The organism is Paenibacillus taichungensis, from assembly GCF_003287275.1.
In the GTDB taxonomy this organism is placed as follows: Bacteria; Bacillota; Bacilli; order Paenibacillales; family Paenibacillaceae; genus Paenibacillus; species Paenibacillus taichungensis_A.
The window spans coordinates 211,664-227,357 of sequence record NZ_QEVW01000014.1 but is presented as its reverse complement, the minus strand read 5'-3'; the positions used below and the strand labels follow the sequence as shown (position 1 = coordinate 227,357).

The 15,694-nt window shown below is 42.8% G+C and carries 12 protein-coding genes and 1 pseudogene; 9 read left to right on the top strand and 4 right to left on the bottom strand.

Annotation, left to right across the window (positions count from 1 at the left end; translation table 11 throughout):
- Positions 1-81 precede the first annotated feature (81 nt).
- From DC345_RS20965 to DC345_RS20950, 4 genes are all read left to right on the top strand, one after another.
- Positions 82-2,025, top strand: a complete 1,944-nt coding sequence (locus DC345_RS20965) for a glycoside hydrolase family 127 protein (protein WP_113054743.1) — start codon at positions 82-84, stop codon at positions 2,023-2,025.
- Between the two features lie 280 nt (positions 2,026-2,305).
- Positions 2,306-4,447: a M1 family metallopeptidase gene (locus DC345_RS20960; protein ID WP_113054742.1), complete on the top strand. Its 2,142-nt coding sequence runs from the start codon at positions 2,306-2,308 to the stop codon at positions 4,445-4,447.
- Between the two features lie 344 nt (positions 4,448-4,791).
- A complete protein-coding gene (locus tag DC345_RS20955) occupies positions 4,792-6,237 on the top strand; it encodes an amino acid ABC transporter substrate-binding protein/permease (RefSeq protein WP_113054741.1) in 1,446 nt (481 codons plus the stop codon).
- A complete protein-coding gene (locus DC345_RS20950; protein ID WP_113054740.1) occupies positions 6,230-6,958 on the top strand; it encodes an amino acid ABC transporter ATP-binding protein in 729 nt (242 codons plus the stop codon). Before DC345_RS20955 ends, DC345_RS20950 begins: the two co-directional genes overlap by 8 nt.
- Before the next feature lie 56 nt (positions 6,959-7,014).
- Here DC345_RS20950 and DC345_RS20945 read toward each other — a convergent pair.
- Positions 7,015-7,924, bottom strand: a pseudogene (locus DC345_RS20945) (AraC family transcriptional regulator).
- 188 nt (positions 7,925-8,112) lie between these two features.
- Here DC345_RS20945 and DC345_RS20940 point away from each other — a divergent pair.
- Genes DC345_RS20940 through DC345_RS20925 form a run of 4 tightly spaced genes read left to right on the top strand, consistent with a single transcriptional unit; the run spans position 8,113 to position 11,512 of the window.
- The gene (locus DC345_RS20940) at positions 8,113-9,114 is read left to right on the top strand and encodes an aldo/keto reductase (RefSeq protein WP_113054739.1); all 1,002 of its coding nucleotides are present in this window, start codon (positions 8,113-8,115) and stop codon (positions 9,112-9,114) included.
- A gap of 50 nt (positions 9,115-9,164) precedes the next feature.
- Complete coding sequence (locus tag DC345_RS20935) at positions 9,165-9,494, top strand: carboxymuconolactone decarboxylase family protein (protein WP_113054738.1); 330 nt, start codon at positions 9,165-9,167, stop codon at positions 9,492-9,494.
- A 24-nt stretch (positions 9,495-9,518) separates the two neighbouring features.
- Positions 9,519-10,259 (top strand): SDR family oxidoreductase, encoded by a 741-nt coding sequence (locus tag DC345_RS20930; RefSeq protein ID WP_113054737.1) that lies wholly within the window; start codon positions 9,519-9,521, stop codon positions 10,257-10,259.
- Positions 10,260-10,297: 38 nt separating this feature from the next.
- A complete protein-coding gene (locus tag DC345_RS20925) occupies positions 10,298-11,512 on the top strand; it encodes a sugar efflux transporter (RefSeq protein ID WP_113054736.1) in 1,215 nt (404 codons plus the stop codon).
- 67 nt (positions 11,513-11,579) lie between these two features.
- Here the strand turns inward: DC345_RS20925 and DC345_RS20920 are convergent, their stop codons facing one another.
- The 3 genes from DC345_RS20920 to DC345_RS20910 all read right to left on the bottom strand — a co-directional run bounded on the left by DC345_RS20920 (position 11,580) and on the right by DC345_RS20910 (position 14,493).
- Entirely contained in the window at positions 11,580-12,860 is a 1,281-nt protein-coding gene (locus DC345_RS20920) for an MFS transporter (RefSeq protein ID WP_113054735.1), read from the bottom strand.
- Between the two features lie 17 nt (positions 12,861-12,877).
- Complete coding sequence (locus DC345_RS20915; protein ID WP_113054734.1) at positions 12,878-13,510, bottom strand: TetR/AcrR family transcriptional regulator; 633 nt, start codon at positions 13,508-13,510, stop codon at positions 12,878-12,880.
- Between the two features lie 131 nt (positions 13,511-13,641).
- Positions 13,642-14,493: a MurR/RpiR family transcriptional regulator gene (locus DC345_RS20910; RefSeq protein ID WP_113054733.1), complete on the bottom strand. Its 852-nt coding sequence runs from the start codon at positions 14,491-14,493 to the stop codon at positions 13,642-13,644.
- A gap of 180 nt (positions 14,494-14,673) precedes the next feature.
- Between DC345_RS20910 and DC345_RS20905 the strand changes: the two genes are divergently transcribed.
- Positions 14,674-15,693, top strand: coding sequence for a Gfo/Idh/MocA family oxidoreductase (locus DC345_RS20905; protein WP_113054732.1), 1,020 nt, complete (start codon positions 14,674-14,676; stop codon positions 15,691-15,693).
- Position 15,694 lies beyond the last annotated feature (1 nt).

The window sequence follows — 15,694 nt, the reverse complement described above, 5'->3', positions numbered from 1 at the left end:
TCAATTCAATTCTATTTTCCCACGTAATCACAGCTTATAATTGAAAATCATAAGAGTCAATTTTATAGGAGGAATTCCATAATGCCAAAAACCAAAGTAGCCATTCAAGACACCTTCTGGAAAGAATACTCCGAATTAGTCCGTCAGACTGTCATTCCTTATCAATGGGAAGCGTTAAATGACCGAATCGAAGGTGCGGAGCCGAGCTATGCCATCCGTAATTTTCGAATTGCAGCTGGTTTGGAGAAAGGTGAATTCGGGGGATGGGTGTTTCAGGATAGCGATCTCTATAAATGGTTGGAAGCGGTTGCTTATTCGCTCGGTAACCATCCTGATTCCAAACTTGAGAGCATCGCTGATGAAGTGATTGACCTGATTGGTCAAGCTCAACATGAAAATGGGTATGTAAATACCTATTTCACCATTAAAGAGCCTGGAAGACAATGGACCAATCTGTATGAAGCTCATGAGTTATATTGTGCCGGTCATATGATTGAAGCAGCAGTTGCATATTATCAAGCGACAGGGAAGCGCAGATTGCTTGACATCGCATGTCGATTCGCTGATCTCATTGACAGCATGTTTGGAACCGAGCCAGGTAAAATTCAGGCGTATTGCGGGCACCAGGAAATAGAGTTAGCCCTGGTTAAACTGTATAACGTTACGGGAGAACAGCGTTACTTGGATCTGAGCAGTTATTTTATTAATGAACGCGGCAACCAACCCAGTTATTTTGTGGAAGAATGGGAACGCCGGGGAAGGAAGAATATTTGGTCGCAAGGAATTCCCAATCTTGAGGTCTATCAGTCTCATCTTCCTGTGAGAGAACAATCAGTGGCTGTAGGTCATTCAGTTCGTGCGGTGTATATGTACACCGCCATGGCCGATTTGGCACGCCTCACGAATGATTCAAGCTTGCGAGAAGCCTGCGAACGGCTCTGGATCAATACAACGCGCAAGCAAATGTATATTACCGGGGGCATAGGTGCAACACATTTGGGGGAAGCATTCACGTTCGACTATGATTTGCCTAACGATACGGTATATGCGGAGACCTGCGCTTCCATTGGGCTGATTTTCTGGGCACGTCGGATGCTGCAATTGGAAGCCAAAAGTGATTATGCTGACGTCATGGAAAGAGCACTATACAATAATGTACTTGGCAGCATGTCCAAGGACGGACAACATTTCTTCTATGTAAACCCACTAGAGGTATACCCGGATGCGAGTGAAAAAAATCCAGATAAACATCACGTAAAGCCCGTACGTCAGAAATGGTTTGGTTGTTCATGCTGTCCGCCTAATGTGGCACGTTTATTAAGTTCACTTCATGATTACATTTACGACGTAACCGATGACGGAAAAACGGTGTATGTTCACTTGTTTATCGGCAGTGAGCTTCAATGGGTGACAGGAGACGGTTTGCAATTGACAGTACACCAACAATCTGAATTACCGTGGCAGGGGAAGGTGGAATTTTCGATTTCTATTGGTTCCAATCATGCTAAAGCCGCACCATTTGAGATTGCACTCCGAATTCCTCAGTGGTATCAAAGCCAAGATCCAATATTAAAGATCAACGGGGAACCTCAACATTATCGTAAGGAAAATGGTTATGCGAAAATGGAACGTAATTGGTCCGATGGTGATACAGTACAGTGGATATTGCCACTGGAAACCCAATTGATTGCAGCACATCCTCTGATTCGATCGGATGCTGGCAAAGCTGCCATCCAACGCGGACCGCTCGTTTATTGTCTGGAGCAAGTGGATAATGGATCTCCACTGTCTTCTCTCTCGTTTGCCGAGGAGCCAAAGTTGGGAGAACATGATGCGCCTGAACTGCTTGGTGGCTGCATTACTGTAGAAGTTGATGGACTACTTGTCGATGAATCTGCTTGGGTGGAGAATCAGCCATACCAACCGCTGCACAAAAAATTAAAACCGGTACAACTCACAGCAATCCCTTATTATTTATGGGGCAATCGACAAGCGGGAGAGATGAATGTTTGGCTTCGTACCTGATTATATAATTCGGATGTGACAGCTTTAATTGAAAATCGGAAAGAGTCACAAAGTAAAAAGTCGCCTAAATGGCGACTTTTTGCTTTTAAGGTCAGGCTCATTTAATGCAAACAGCTACTTTTTTTAAACGAAATTTAAGATACGTATTAAACCAGTGTAAGGTTGATCTTCTATACTTGCCTCTGAGCTTCAAAAATCATTCGAGGGAGAGATTTATATCAATCATTCACGTTCATTCACATCAAATCGAATCAGAATAACAGCCATAAGCGCACTCGCTATGATTCTGACCGCATGCCCGATCATAAGTACGGGTAGTGCTGCCGCTAATGCAGCTCCTGTATCTGCTATTTCACAAGCCACCAAAGATATTCAGGCTCAAGCGCCTATCCAATATCGAATTCAAGCCCGGCTGGATGAGAAGAAGATGACGATAGAGGGGAGTGAATCCATTACTTACCGCAATACAAGTAAAGATACATTGAAGCAACTGGTTTTTCATACTTATGCTGATGCCAACCTTTCGGAATCGACACAGACGACCATGTTTAAACGTTCCAATGAAGAGATTAGCAAAAATAACCCTGATAAGAAACCGGAAGACTTTCTTGGAGGAATTAATATTGAGAAGGTGACGTCCGGCGGACAAGCCCTTGATTTCAGTAATAAAAACCAAGCTATGTCGGTGAAATTGGAGCAACCCCTTCAGCCGGGTGAATCCGTGTCGGTTCAAGTCCATTTTAATCTAAAGATTCCCTATGGCTCACAGCGCTTATCGTATTACAAAGATATTATCAATGGCGCTCATTGGTTCCCTGTAATGTCGGTCTATGACGAGGCCAAGCATGAATGGGATAGCAAACCTTATAGTAAGACATTTGAAACGGATTATTATACTTCCGCGGATTATGAAGTTCAGTTCAATGTTCCCGATCAATATCAGGTAGTGATGCCTGGTACGATAACCACACAGGATGATGCAGAGACTGGACGCAAAGTGGTATCCACTGTAGCCGATAATACGAGGGAGTTTGCTTTCTTTGCCAGCCCGAACTTCAAAGTGGACAGCGTAACCCGGAATGGCCTCACCGTAGAGTATTATTATTTCGACAACCAGCCAGGTAAGAAAAAAATCGTTGATGGATATATTGACCAAGCATTCAAAGCCATTGATTTTTTCAGTGATAAATACGGTAAATACCCTTATCCGGAATTCCGGGTTGTTGAATCATATGTAGAAGGTGTAGCTATCGAGTATTCAAGAATTATCCAAATGGGGCAAATCGGAATAAATTCCGACCCAGAACAAGACACGGTATTTGTCCATGAAATCGCGCACCAGTGGTTTCATGCGTTAATTGGGAATAATTCGGAGACAGAGTCTTTCCTGGACGAAGGCTTTGCAGATTTCTCCAAAGTGTATTTCTCTGAGAAGCAGGGGGATACGATGAATGGTTTTAAGTCCATCCAATTTGACGATTCCACTGTGGATAAGGCCATTGCTTCAACCAATGATGAGGTGGGAGATTGGGCAAGTCCGGTTTATTACGATAAAGGCCGCCAAGCGATATACCAGTTGTACCGTTCCGTCGGGGAAGAGAAATTCGATGCCTTTATGAAAGAGTATTTTAAACGCTATGTGTACCAAAACGCTACGATTGACGGACTTCTGCAAACGATAGAAGATGTACTGGGAAAAGAGGTACGTAATGATATGAAGACGGCTTTATATGAGCCTAATTTTGCTCTAAAGTCTGAGTATCAACTGTCGAATGAGGAGAAAACGGCATATCTGCATGATCAGTTTCAATCGCTGTATGAATCAGCATTAACTCAGGTTCCGAATTTACCTTTTGAAACGATGAGCCGTGTGATGGAAAAAGCCCTTCAAGGTGAGCCATTAGCCATTGTGCTTAGTGATCAGGTGAGCAAGGCAGCGAACAACCAACAGGAAGCCATGATAAACCAACTGACAACTCTACTGGATTTGAGCGGAGTGAAGTATGATGTGATCCGGGACCGCAAGGAGTTGAAGCAAAAAATGAAAAAAGAACTGGCTACCAGCAATCTGATTGTACTTGGTACTTCCAAATCAAATGGTTTTGTACAAGCATTGAAATCCAGCATTATGGACCGTGCTAGCCATATCGGGTTTCACTGGAAAACGACTATGAACCAATCTTCTGCTGCTGGAGCATATGTGATCAAGCATCCTTATAATCAAAATCGTTTGATGCTGCATTATTTCTGGAATGAAGATCATCTAAGCGGTGGGAGTCTTGAATCATTCGTGATGAAAATGCAGGAATCCATTGGATTCAGCAGCGCTTATTATCAGTATTATGTGTTGGACAAGACGGGCAAGGTAACACTGGATAAAAAAGTTGAAAATCCACTTTCAAAATTTTTCGCTGAAGAATAACCGGAAATGTTCATTATATAAAGAAAGATTAAATTCCCTTTGGGAATTATCATTTAAAAATATAATATTACCTGTTATGGAGTCGCCTATATGGCGACTTTTTTTATTTAAGTTCAATTTAGGTTTTTAAAAGCTGTTCTGAAGGGTAAATATAACGTGGATCTTTAAATGGATGTCAAATAAAACGTTACGGAGGAACATGAAGAATGTTAGGGAAAGCATTGATTGTTAATATACTGCAAATAATAACAATATAATGTGCAAGACACCTAAAAATGTACGACAGTAACATCAATGACAAGAAAATGATCAGAATTCGGAGAACACCGAGATGAGGAGGAAATATGAAAACAACCAAGGTCTCATTTTATGTACTATCACTAATTCTGCTCCTAGTGGCGGGGTTATCCGGATGGTCGGGGGATGCCAATGCAAACTCCAATTCAGGTAAAACCTATGTGATCGGCACGGACATCACATTTGCACCGTTTGAGTATCAAGACGAAAATGGGGATTATGTAGGCATCGATATGGATTTGCTGGATGCGATCGCCAAAGACCAGAACTTCAATTATCAAATCAAAGCGCTGGGATTTAATGCGGCGGTGCAAGCTCTTGAATCCAATCAGGTGGATGGCGTCATCGCCGGGATGAGTATCACGGATGAACGAAAACAAAAGTTTGATTTTTCAGAATCCTATTTCGATTCAGGTGTAGTTATGGGTGTGAGCGCAAATAACGAAACCATAAAAAGCTACGAAGATCTTCGCGGTAAAAAAGTCGCCGTGAAGACGGGCACAGAAGGGTACAGCTTTGCTGAATCTATTTCCTCAAAATACGGCTTTACCATCGTTCCGTTTGATGATTCTTCGCAAATGTATGACGATGTAAAGACGGGGAACTCCGCAGCGTGTTTTGAAGATTATCCAGTACTGGCTTACGGGGTAAATCAGAATAACGGTTTGAAAATCGTGACCAAGAAAGAAGACGGGGCTTCCTACGGATTTGCGGTAAGCAAGGGACAGAACCAGGAACTCCTAAAGATGTTTAATGACGGCCTAACGAACATTAAGGTAAGCGGAGAGTATGATCGTATTAAAGAGAAATACCTTGGGGAAAATGCCGTTGTCGCAAACCAAGGTCGTTGGGAATTAGTTCAGAAATCTCTGCCCGCACTATTCAAAGGTCTGGGAAATACTCTCTTGTATACGATTATTTCGCTGTTTTTCGCCTTTATCATCGGCTTGATTTTTGGCTTTATGAAAGTGGGACAGAATAAGGTCCTTCGCGGGATTGCTACTGTATTCGTGGATATTTTCCGCGGAATACCGTTGATCGTCCTGGCATTCTTTATATATTTCGGGATTCCTCAGGCGATGGGCTTCACCATGCCACTGTTCCTGGCAGCCATTCTAACGCTTAGTTTGAATGCAGGAGCGTACGTAACGGAAATTATTCGCGGTGGAATTCAATCGATTGATCGTGGACAGATGGAGGCCGCCCGTTCATTGGGACTTCCTTATCGCAAAGCGATGATAAAAATTGTAATCCCTCAGGCCATACGGGTTATGATTCCTTCATTTATTAATCAGATGGTTATTACATTGAAAGATACTTCGATTTTGTCTGTCATTGGCCTGGTGGAGTTGACGCAATCCGGTAAGATTGTTATTGCAAGGACTTTCGCCTCTTTCGACATTTGGTTGACCGTTGCGATTATGTACCTGATTGTAATCATCACATTGACTAAAATTGCTGACTATCTGGAGGTGAGGGTTCGTCGTGGGTAAAATTAAAGTTGAAGGATTAAAGAAAAGTTTTGGTACGAATCATGTGCTGAAGGGCATCGATATATCGGTCAACGAAGGTGAAGTTGTCTGTGTTATTGGACCTTCAGGTTCAGGTAAAAGTACGTTTTTGCGTTGTATTAACCAGTTAGATGAGATCACAGCTGGACGGGTTATCGTAGATGACCGGGATCTAAATGATTCCAAAACGAACATTAACAAGGCTCGCGAGAACATAGGTATGGTATTTCAGCACTTTAACCTGTTTCCTCATTTCAGCGTGCTCAAAAATATCATGTTTGCACCCAGAGAACTTGGCATATTAAAAGAACAGGAAGCCCGCGATACGGCACTTCGTTTACTGGATCGGGTTGGCTTGTCGGATAAAGCTGACAGCTATCCCAACCAACTTTCGGGCGGACAAAAACAACGCGTAGCGATCGCACGTGCGCTTGCCATGAATCCGGACGTGATGTTATTTGATGAACCAACTTCAGCGCTCGACCCCGAGATGGTAGGAGAAGTCCTTGGTGTAATGAAGGATCTTGCGAGCGAAGGTATGACGATGATTATCGTGACCCATGAAATGGGGTTTGCCCGTGAAGTTGCGGATCGGGTTATCTTCATGGATGGTGGATATGTTGTAGAGCAGGGCACCCCTGTTGAAATATTCGGGAATCCAAAAAATGAACGGACGATCAGCTTTCTGGAGAAAGTACTTTAAAAAGCCAAACCAAAACCCCCTTCAAGATCCGTTCTTGAGGGGGGTTTGGTTTGTATTTAATTTTGATGGGTCATTGCCCGTAGACGTTTGACATCTTCCCTTGGCGGAAAACCAAACATGCGAGAATATTCACGACTGAATTGTGAAGGGCTCTCATAGCCGACCTGGAAAGCGACATCCGCAGCATCCGTTGATTCAGACAATAAGAGGCGCCTGGCTTCCTGCAGTCTTAATTGTTTTTGGAACTGAATTGGACTCATGGCGGTAACCTCTTTGAAGTGTCGATGAAGTGAAGCCACGCTCATTTTTCCAATCTCCGCAAGCTCCTCAATCCGAAATGTTTGATTATAACTACTCACAATCCGTTCAATCACATCTCTGATTCGATAAGTAGCACTTCCTTCAAGTGCGATCTGCTCCAACATGCCCCCATGCTCACCTTCAAGAACTCTGTAGAGAATTTCCTTGATATAAAGGGGGGGCTAGTATCGAGATGTCCTTTGGTTTATCCAGTAATCGGACTAATCGAATTACGGCATCCAGCATCGTTAACTCCGTCGGGCTGACATATATGCCTCGCTTGGCATTTTTCTTCTGCCTGCCTTGAATTTCGGAATCGCGTAACACGTCCAGCACTTGCTCCGGCGTAAATACAAGATTGAGAGCCAAATAGGGGGCATCCGAGGAAGCCTCAACCACTTCCGAGGTAACCGGAAGATCCAAGGAGGCTACAAGATAATCGGCTGGACTGTATCTGAATCGCTCCTGTGCCAGCCATACATCTTTGGCACCTTGAACAATAATGCACAAGGAAGGTTTGTAAACACCATGCTTTGGACCGGTAACTGTTGAGCGACGAATAAAAAATAATGAAGGAATTGCAGTCTCATTTAAACCTTCATATTGTGAATAATGCTTAATAACATGGGCAAGCTCTTCCTGTTGCTTATAAATGGGCTTAGACATAAGATCCTCCTTACTCCTTCAACGGAATAGCCCAATTATAAACCATGAAGATCTCATATAAAAATAGTCTTGAGAAGATTAGGCAAGCTTTTGCGATGAATTGGTTATCGGTCATTCATTCATCTGGTGCATAATTGGATGACAGAGACACCACAACAGTCTTACTTTCTTTAGAGAGGAGAATCAGAATGGAAAATCGTTCACTTGGAACTACGGGATTAAAGGTAACGAATCTATGCCTGGGTACAATGACTTTTGGTAATCAGGCAGATCAAAATACTTCATTCCATATTCTTGACCAGGCTTTTGATGCAGGTGTGAACTTCATCGACACAGCCGATGTATATCCCATTGGCAGGGCATCGTATGCAATCGCAGGAGCTACCGAATCGATCATTGGGGAATGGATGAAGGGTAAACGGGACAAGGTTATTCTGGCTACAAAGTGTTTTGGAGCAATGGGACCTGGTCCTAATGACAAGGGTTTAAGCAGAAAGCACATCATTACAGCCTTTGACGAAAGTCTTCGCCGCCTAAAAACGGATTATATTGATCTTTATCAAGCTCATCAATTCGACCCAAGTACACCCTTGGATGAAACGCTGCGTGCATTTGATCAGCTTGTGGAACAAGGTAAAGTTCGTTACGTGGGGGTATCCAATTGGCGTTCCTGGCAAGTGGCGAAAGCAAATGGAATTGCAGAGAGAAAAAATTACACACGAATTGCAAGCGTCCAGCCACGCTACAACTTGTTGTTTCGGATGATAGAGGAAGATTTGATTCCAATGGTTCTCGATGAAGGTGTTGGAGTGATCAGCTATAACCCACTGGCGGCTGGTTTGTTAACGGGACGATACAGTAATTCTGCAAACATTGAAGAAGGCACCCGCTTTGGTCTCGGAAACAATGCAGGAAACTTGTATCAAGAGCGATACTGGCAAAAGGCTAATTTTGATGCAGTTCAAAGATATGTTTCCTGGTGCCATGAGCATAATTTGAACCCTACCACAACAGCTGTACGTTGGGTTATCCAACAACCTGGCATTACTTCAGCTATCATCGGAGCGAGTCGTCCAGAGCAGTTGGAGGCAAGTCTGCGTGCAGCGGATGTAAGTGAATTGACTCAACAAGAGCTGGAATGGCTCGATGAGTTATGGTTTTCATTGCCTCGTCGAAAAGAGCTCAGTTAATAAGCAACCAACCAAATAAATAAATTTCAAGCGAAGGAAGGGATTGTACAATGTCGGATGCTAAAGAACAAACTGTCGCTCAGAAGAAAATTGGGGATTTTGCACCAAAGCTTGTGTCATTAACCGATGATGTGCTGTTTGGAGATGTATGGAATCGGAAGGAACTTTCCCGCCGTGAACGCAGTTTGATTACTGTATCCAGCCTGATTACTGGAGGAAATACACAACAATTGAGATCCCATCTGGATCTGGCGAAACAGAATGGTTTGACTGAAGAGGAATTAATCGAAGTCATGACACATCTTGCTTTTTATGCTGGTTGGCCTAAGGCCATGTCCGCTATTACGGTTGCAAAAGAAGTATTTTCAAAAGAAAAATAGAAAAGGAAAAGGGGTTAATTCCAAATGTCCAATATTCAAGGGAAAGTTGTCATTATTACCGGTGCTTCCAGTGGGATTGGAGAAGCTACAGCCAAGGAACTCGCGTCAAGGGGAGCAAAATTAGTACTGGCAGCTCGCCGTGAAGAACGATTAAAGACATTACAACTTGAGATTCAAAACAACGGTGGGGAAGCGATTTATAAAGTTACGGATGTAACTTCGCATGAACAAATGGAGGAACTTGCCGAGCTCGCCCTGGGTACGTTCGGAAAAGTGGACGTATTGGTCAATAACGCGGGACTTATGCCAAACTCATTCCTCCATACGAAGAAAATTGGAGACTGGAATAACATGATCGATGTCAACATAAAAGGTGTGCTTTATGGGATAGGTGCTGTTCTTCCTTCAATGAGAGCAAGAAAAGAAGGTCATATTATTAACATTTCGTCTGTAGCCGGGCATTCAGTTGGTGCCGGAAGCGCTGTATATGCAGCTACCAAGTTTGCCGTGCGAGCAATTTCTGAGGGTTTGCGTAAAGAGGAGTATGCCAACAATATCCGAACAACCATTGTATCCCCAGGAATGGTTACAACCGAATTAACCGAATCCATTACTGATGAGAATTTCAAACCAGTCGTTGAAAAGATGTATGAAGGGGCCATCGATGCAGACAGCATTGCTCGTTCCATTGCATTTGCCATTGAACAACCCTCTGACGTGGCAATCAACGAAATGATCATTCGCCCTACAAGTCAGGAGCGGTAATCTAGGGAAAATGCGTTCTGCTGCTTGGAGGTGAGCATTTGAATACACGGATTAAAAATCTGTTTGAGATAAAAGGATATCGTTTATTCATCATTTGCATACTATTGGTCGGAATAGGTATTTCAATTACGCAGCCATACTTATCCTTATATGCCACCGAAGTTTTGGGAATGAGTATGGGGAAATTTGGCGTTTTCATGGCGATAAGTTCATTAGGTGGAGTATTGGTCAACTCGCTTATTGCCAAACGGTCTGATAGCGGTTTGGATCGAAAATGGTTAATTATTTTGGCTATGTTATCATCTGCGTTGGGATACGCTTCCTATTTGGTGTTTGATCATTTCATTATTTTATTGATTGTCATTACTTTTTTTAGTGGATTAGGCGCACCGGCGATGCCGCAAATCTACGCCTATGCACAGGAATCAGCAGTAGCAAGTCAAAACAATGATAAAACATTTGCGATGTCTATTTTACGTTCACTTGTGTCTTTAGGCTTCCTGATAGGACCTCTTGTCGGTACAGTCATTTTGGGTGTACTTGGATATAAAGCTCTCTTTCTAGGCACATCTTTTATCTATATTACCATTGCGTTTCTTGTGTTCTTTTTCTTACAAAGACGAAAATTGGTCCAGCAGAATAAGAATAAGGTAAAAAGTGCACATACTTCATCGTTGAAAAACAAAAAAATCATGCTGCCGTTTATCGCTTTTATCTTCCTGTTTGCTGTAAATGCGATGAATACCATCAACACACCGTTGTTTATTGTTCATGAGCTTCAGGGTACACCGATGGAAGTTGGATTGGTCGTTAGTATCTCTGCTTGTTTGGAAATCCCTATTATGCTTGTATTAGGTTCCTTGGGCAAGAAGATATCAAACCACGCCTTGTTGATCATCGGTTGTTTTGTGGGGCTTTTTTATTACGCCATCTTAAGTCTATCCACCCATTCTTGGCAGCTTATCGCGGCGCAGCTCCTGCAGGCAATATATGTAGCCATTGTGATGGGGAATGGGCTAAGCTATTTCACGGATTTATTGCCTCATTCACCGGGACAGTCCACGACCCTTTATTACAATGGCTCCATTATTGGCAGACTTGTAGGAAACATGGGTGGGGGTATTCTTGCCCAGTTCATCGGATTTCGTCATGTGTACTGGATGTGTATCGCTATCATGATTTTGTCTCTGTTGATCCTATGGGCGACAAGGGCTCATTCAAAAATCAAACCATCAGTAGGACATTCACTATAGTTCGTAATCCTCCATTTCCAGTTTAAAAAGAAAGAGGCTGGCAGGTATTCACCCAGGTGAATCTTGTTTAGGCTTCTTTTCCATCTGTGATGGTCTTTTCGGCCGTTGCATAAACCAATCGGTTGCGAACCAGAGAGGGCAGAAATTTCAGATAGAAAAAGCTGACGGCTAGCGTGCAGAATGCCAGCATGTAATGCAGCCAGGTGACCGACAACCAGACTGGAAAGGCGAGAGCAATACCTCCCAAAGCCAGTGAGTGCCCTAGCATCATAATCGGTTCGATCAATGAATTAACTCGGCCCATATTCTGAGGGGGAACAAGTTCCGGCATCCAACTACCCAGCGCAATGTTAATAGGAGCTATGGCGATTCCCGCCAACAGGATGAGAAAAAGATAGATTTCAATCCGCATGGTTGTTCCAAATCCTCCGATAAGCAGGCTGGAAATGAAAAGTCCCGATATCAGAATCGGAGTTCTTGTGAAGCGCTTGATGAAGTGAGGAGCGATAATGCTGCCAATCAGAAATCCGATCCCCAGAAAGACAGTAATGAGCGAAGAATGAACAACGTAATTGTCGGGGCTTAACTTGTATTTCATGGCGAAGATAGGGAGTACAGAGAAGACACCGTTTACAATACCGAAAAACAGAAATCCACTAATCAGTACGAGAAGCAATCGATTCCCGGCAATATACCGAAGACCATGCCAGAAATCCTTAAATAGAAGTGATAGCCGCAGTTCCCGAATAGCGGTTCTTCCATTGGGAGTTCGGGCACGTTCGGGAAAATCTCCCCAAGCTAAAAGAAGACCAGAGATCAGGAAACTAACACCGTCGATGATAAAGGCGCCTTTAATGCCGATATAATGATAGGCCGCTGCGCCCAAGCTCATGCCAAAGAGCATAAACATCCCCATGATCATCTGATTGAGGCCGGAGGCCTGAACATATTGTTCCTGATCAATGCTGCCTTGCAGCAATCCCATTTCTGCGGGACCAAAAAATTTGGATATCGAACTGCGTAAAAAGAGCATCAAAAAGCAGAAGAACAGCATGTCATAATGAACAAATAACAGCAGCAGCAGAGTAAGCCCTGCCCTGATCCAGTCGCTGTAGGCAGCGATATGCTTGCGGTCGAATCGGTCAGCAATGACACCAACGATCCAGAATACAGCCAAGGTGGGCAGCGAGTACATTAGCTCCGCCAACGTAGCGAGCGACGGACGCTCACTGTACCGGTCTACCAGATAAAAGGCGAATGCCATATTTCCAATTACGGTGCCTAGCTGCGACGCAAAAGCTGCAATGAACAGCTTGCAAAATGTCGGATTACGAAAAAGCGTCTTCATTCTTTCTCCCCCTAACACTACATCTCTTTCATCGATACTGGATGGAGCAGATTTTTCAAATAAAGCATCAGGGCATCATATTGCATTCGAGTGTTCGCTTTTTGGGGACCAATTGTGATGTAGTGGGTCATAATGCCCTCCTGAAAGGAAGCAGCAAGTCTCGAGATATCCATAACATCCATGGCAGGTGAGAATTCTTCACGTTCCACACCGATCCGAAGCAGCTCCGCAAATTGTGCGATTCCTTTTTCATATCGTTCAAGAAGCAGCTCGCGGCGTGGCATATCCCGCCATCCGACCAGAAAGTACTCATAGAACGCAGGCATCAATCCTCCGTGGGGAGAGCGATAAAGCTCCTGCCACTGCTGGGAATAAAGTGTAGTCACCGTTTCCCATATGGAGGAAGAGGACTCCATTAGCTGATTGATATACTGTTCATAATCTGCGTCTTGATAATCCAGTAATGCCTCGAAAATATCCTCTTTGGTCTGATAATACAAGTAAATCCAGCCACGGCTCATTCCGGTTTCCTGAATGATATCCTTTAACGTTGCAGCGCCATAACCCTTTTCGGTAAACACCCGTTTGGCTGCTTCAAGGATTTGCAGATTTCTCCGTTCTTTTTGACTATCTGTTAATCTGGGTGACATTTCACCACTTCCTTTCCGTTTTAACAAAATGAACCTCGTGTCATTTTAATAATAATGACACGAGGTTCATTTTGCAATAAAAAAATAATCAACGCAAGAAAAATTCTTCAAGTGCGCTGATCATGTTAATATCATTCATCCAAATTGAAATTCTTTAAAGAATATGTAGTCATTTGCATGTTTTTGGCGTAGTCAATTTGAAATATACAGGAATATATCACGTTTAATACGTAATCAAAAGCAATTTGCGATGAAAAAGTACCGATCTTTGCGTGTTTTGTTTCATCATTCGGAACTTGGATACAGATCCTACTCAATTTGGCCAACTCACTTTGATGATTTGCGGTAATCGTGATAAATGGTATTTTTTCATGCGAGAAATGTTGGGCTGCCTTTAGGAAAATGGGCGATTTTTCATGATAGGTCAAAAAAATGGCGCAATCCTGAGGGGTAAGATTTATGGTGTGGTAGGCCCATTCAGATAGCTCTGTTGTAATCACGACGTATTTATTGATTTTAATCAACTTATTCTGAAAGCTCTTCGCGCGGATTTGGGAATCCCCCAACGCATAGATGAAGATTCGTTTCGCCTGATCCAGCAAATGGGCTGCTTCTGTTAGAGAGGCTTCATCCATAAAAGCAAAGTTTTTCTCAATCGTTTCTTTCATTAGTTCAGCTATATCTTTTGCCACCTGGAGTGAAGATTCACCAATTGCGAAGGGATAATTGGGATCAACATTGGAGATGTTCTGAGCATTCTGCTGAAACTCTCGAGCAAGCTTTATACTGAACTCCTTAAACCCTGAAAGTCCAAGCTTATGAGTCAAGCGGTTGATAGCAGAATGTGACGTGTATGTGGCTTTGGCAAGCTCCTGAATATTCAAGTGAAGCATTAACTCCTTATGAGTCAGAATATAAGAAGCGATGCTTTTTTCATTTGGTGTAAAGTTGTTCATGTCTGTTAATTGGGTCAATATTTTCAACAGGTTCACCCCGGATTCATTGAAATAACGTTGATGTAGAGCATCCAGTAAACATTTTGTTTAAAAAGAGGGCATTAGAAATACATAATATTGGTCAAATGTACCGTAATTTCTCCAAAGCTCCTCCGGAGGATTTTCTTCTTCTATAATAAATGAAAAAGAGCCTAAGGGGGAATTCATATGTTAACTATCGGTTACATTGGCAATGGCAAAAGTACAAATCGTTATCATCTTCCTTTTTCATTGAATCGAGATCATTTGAAAGTAAAAACGATATATGCTCGGCATCCTGAAAAAACAGAATGGGAGAAAGCTCCTGGCGTTCTCTACACAGATGATCTCGCAGCTTTAATGAATGACGATGACATTCAGTTGGTCGTGGTCTGTACACATACCGAATCCCATTATGAGTATGCAAAAATGGCGCTAGATCACGGAAAACATGTACTTGTTGAAAAACCTTTTATGCTGAGCAAAAAAGAAGCCGAATCCATTTTCCAGTACGCCAAAGAAAAAAATCTCTTGATTCAATGTTATCAGAACCGACGATATGATTCGGATTTTCTGACAACCAAGAAAGTGATTGAATCAGGAAAGCTTGGCGATTTGCTGGAAGTGGAGATGCATTACGATTATTATCGACCGGAGATCCCGAATGCTACCACCCATTTTTCCAAATACAAAAGTTATTTATACGGGCACGGTGTTCACACCATTGATCAGGTATTATCCTATTTCGGGCAACCGGACAAGATACATTACGATGTTCGTCAATTGCTGGGCCCTGGCAGAATGAATGATTATTTCGATCTGGACTTTTATTACGCTTCACTCAAAGTATCAGTCAAATCCAGCTTTTTCCGTTTGAAGCACCGCCCGAGTTTTGTAGTATACGGCAAAAAGGGGGTATTCGTAAAACAAACAGAGGATCGTCAAGAGGAACATCTAAAGTTAATTTACCTTCCCAAAGGACATGCCGATTTTGGCAAGGATTTGCCTCAGCATTATGGTGTACTGACGTATCTGGATGACGCAGGAATGTACCATGAAGAAAAAGTGATTTCTGAACAAGGAGATTATGCAAGAGTGTACGACGATATCTATGAAGCCATCAACCATGGCAAAGAAAAAGTGATTCAAGACAAAGAAACGATCGCAGTTATGGGAATATTGGAAAAAGGTATGGAGGAGTGTAACTAAA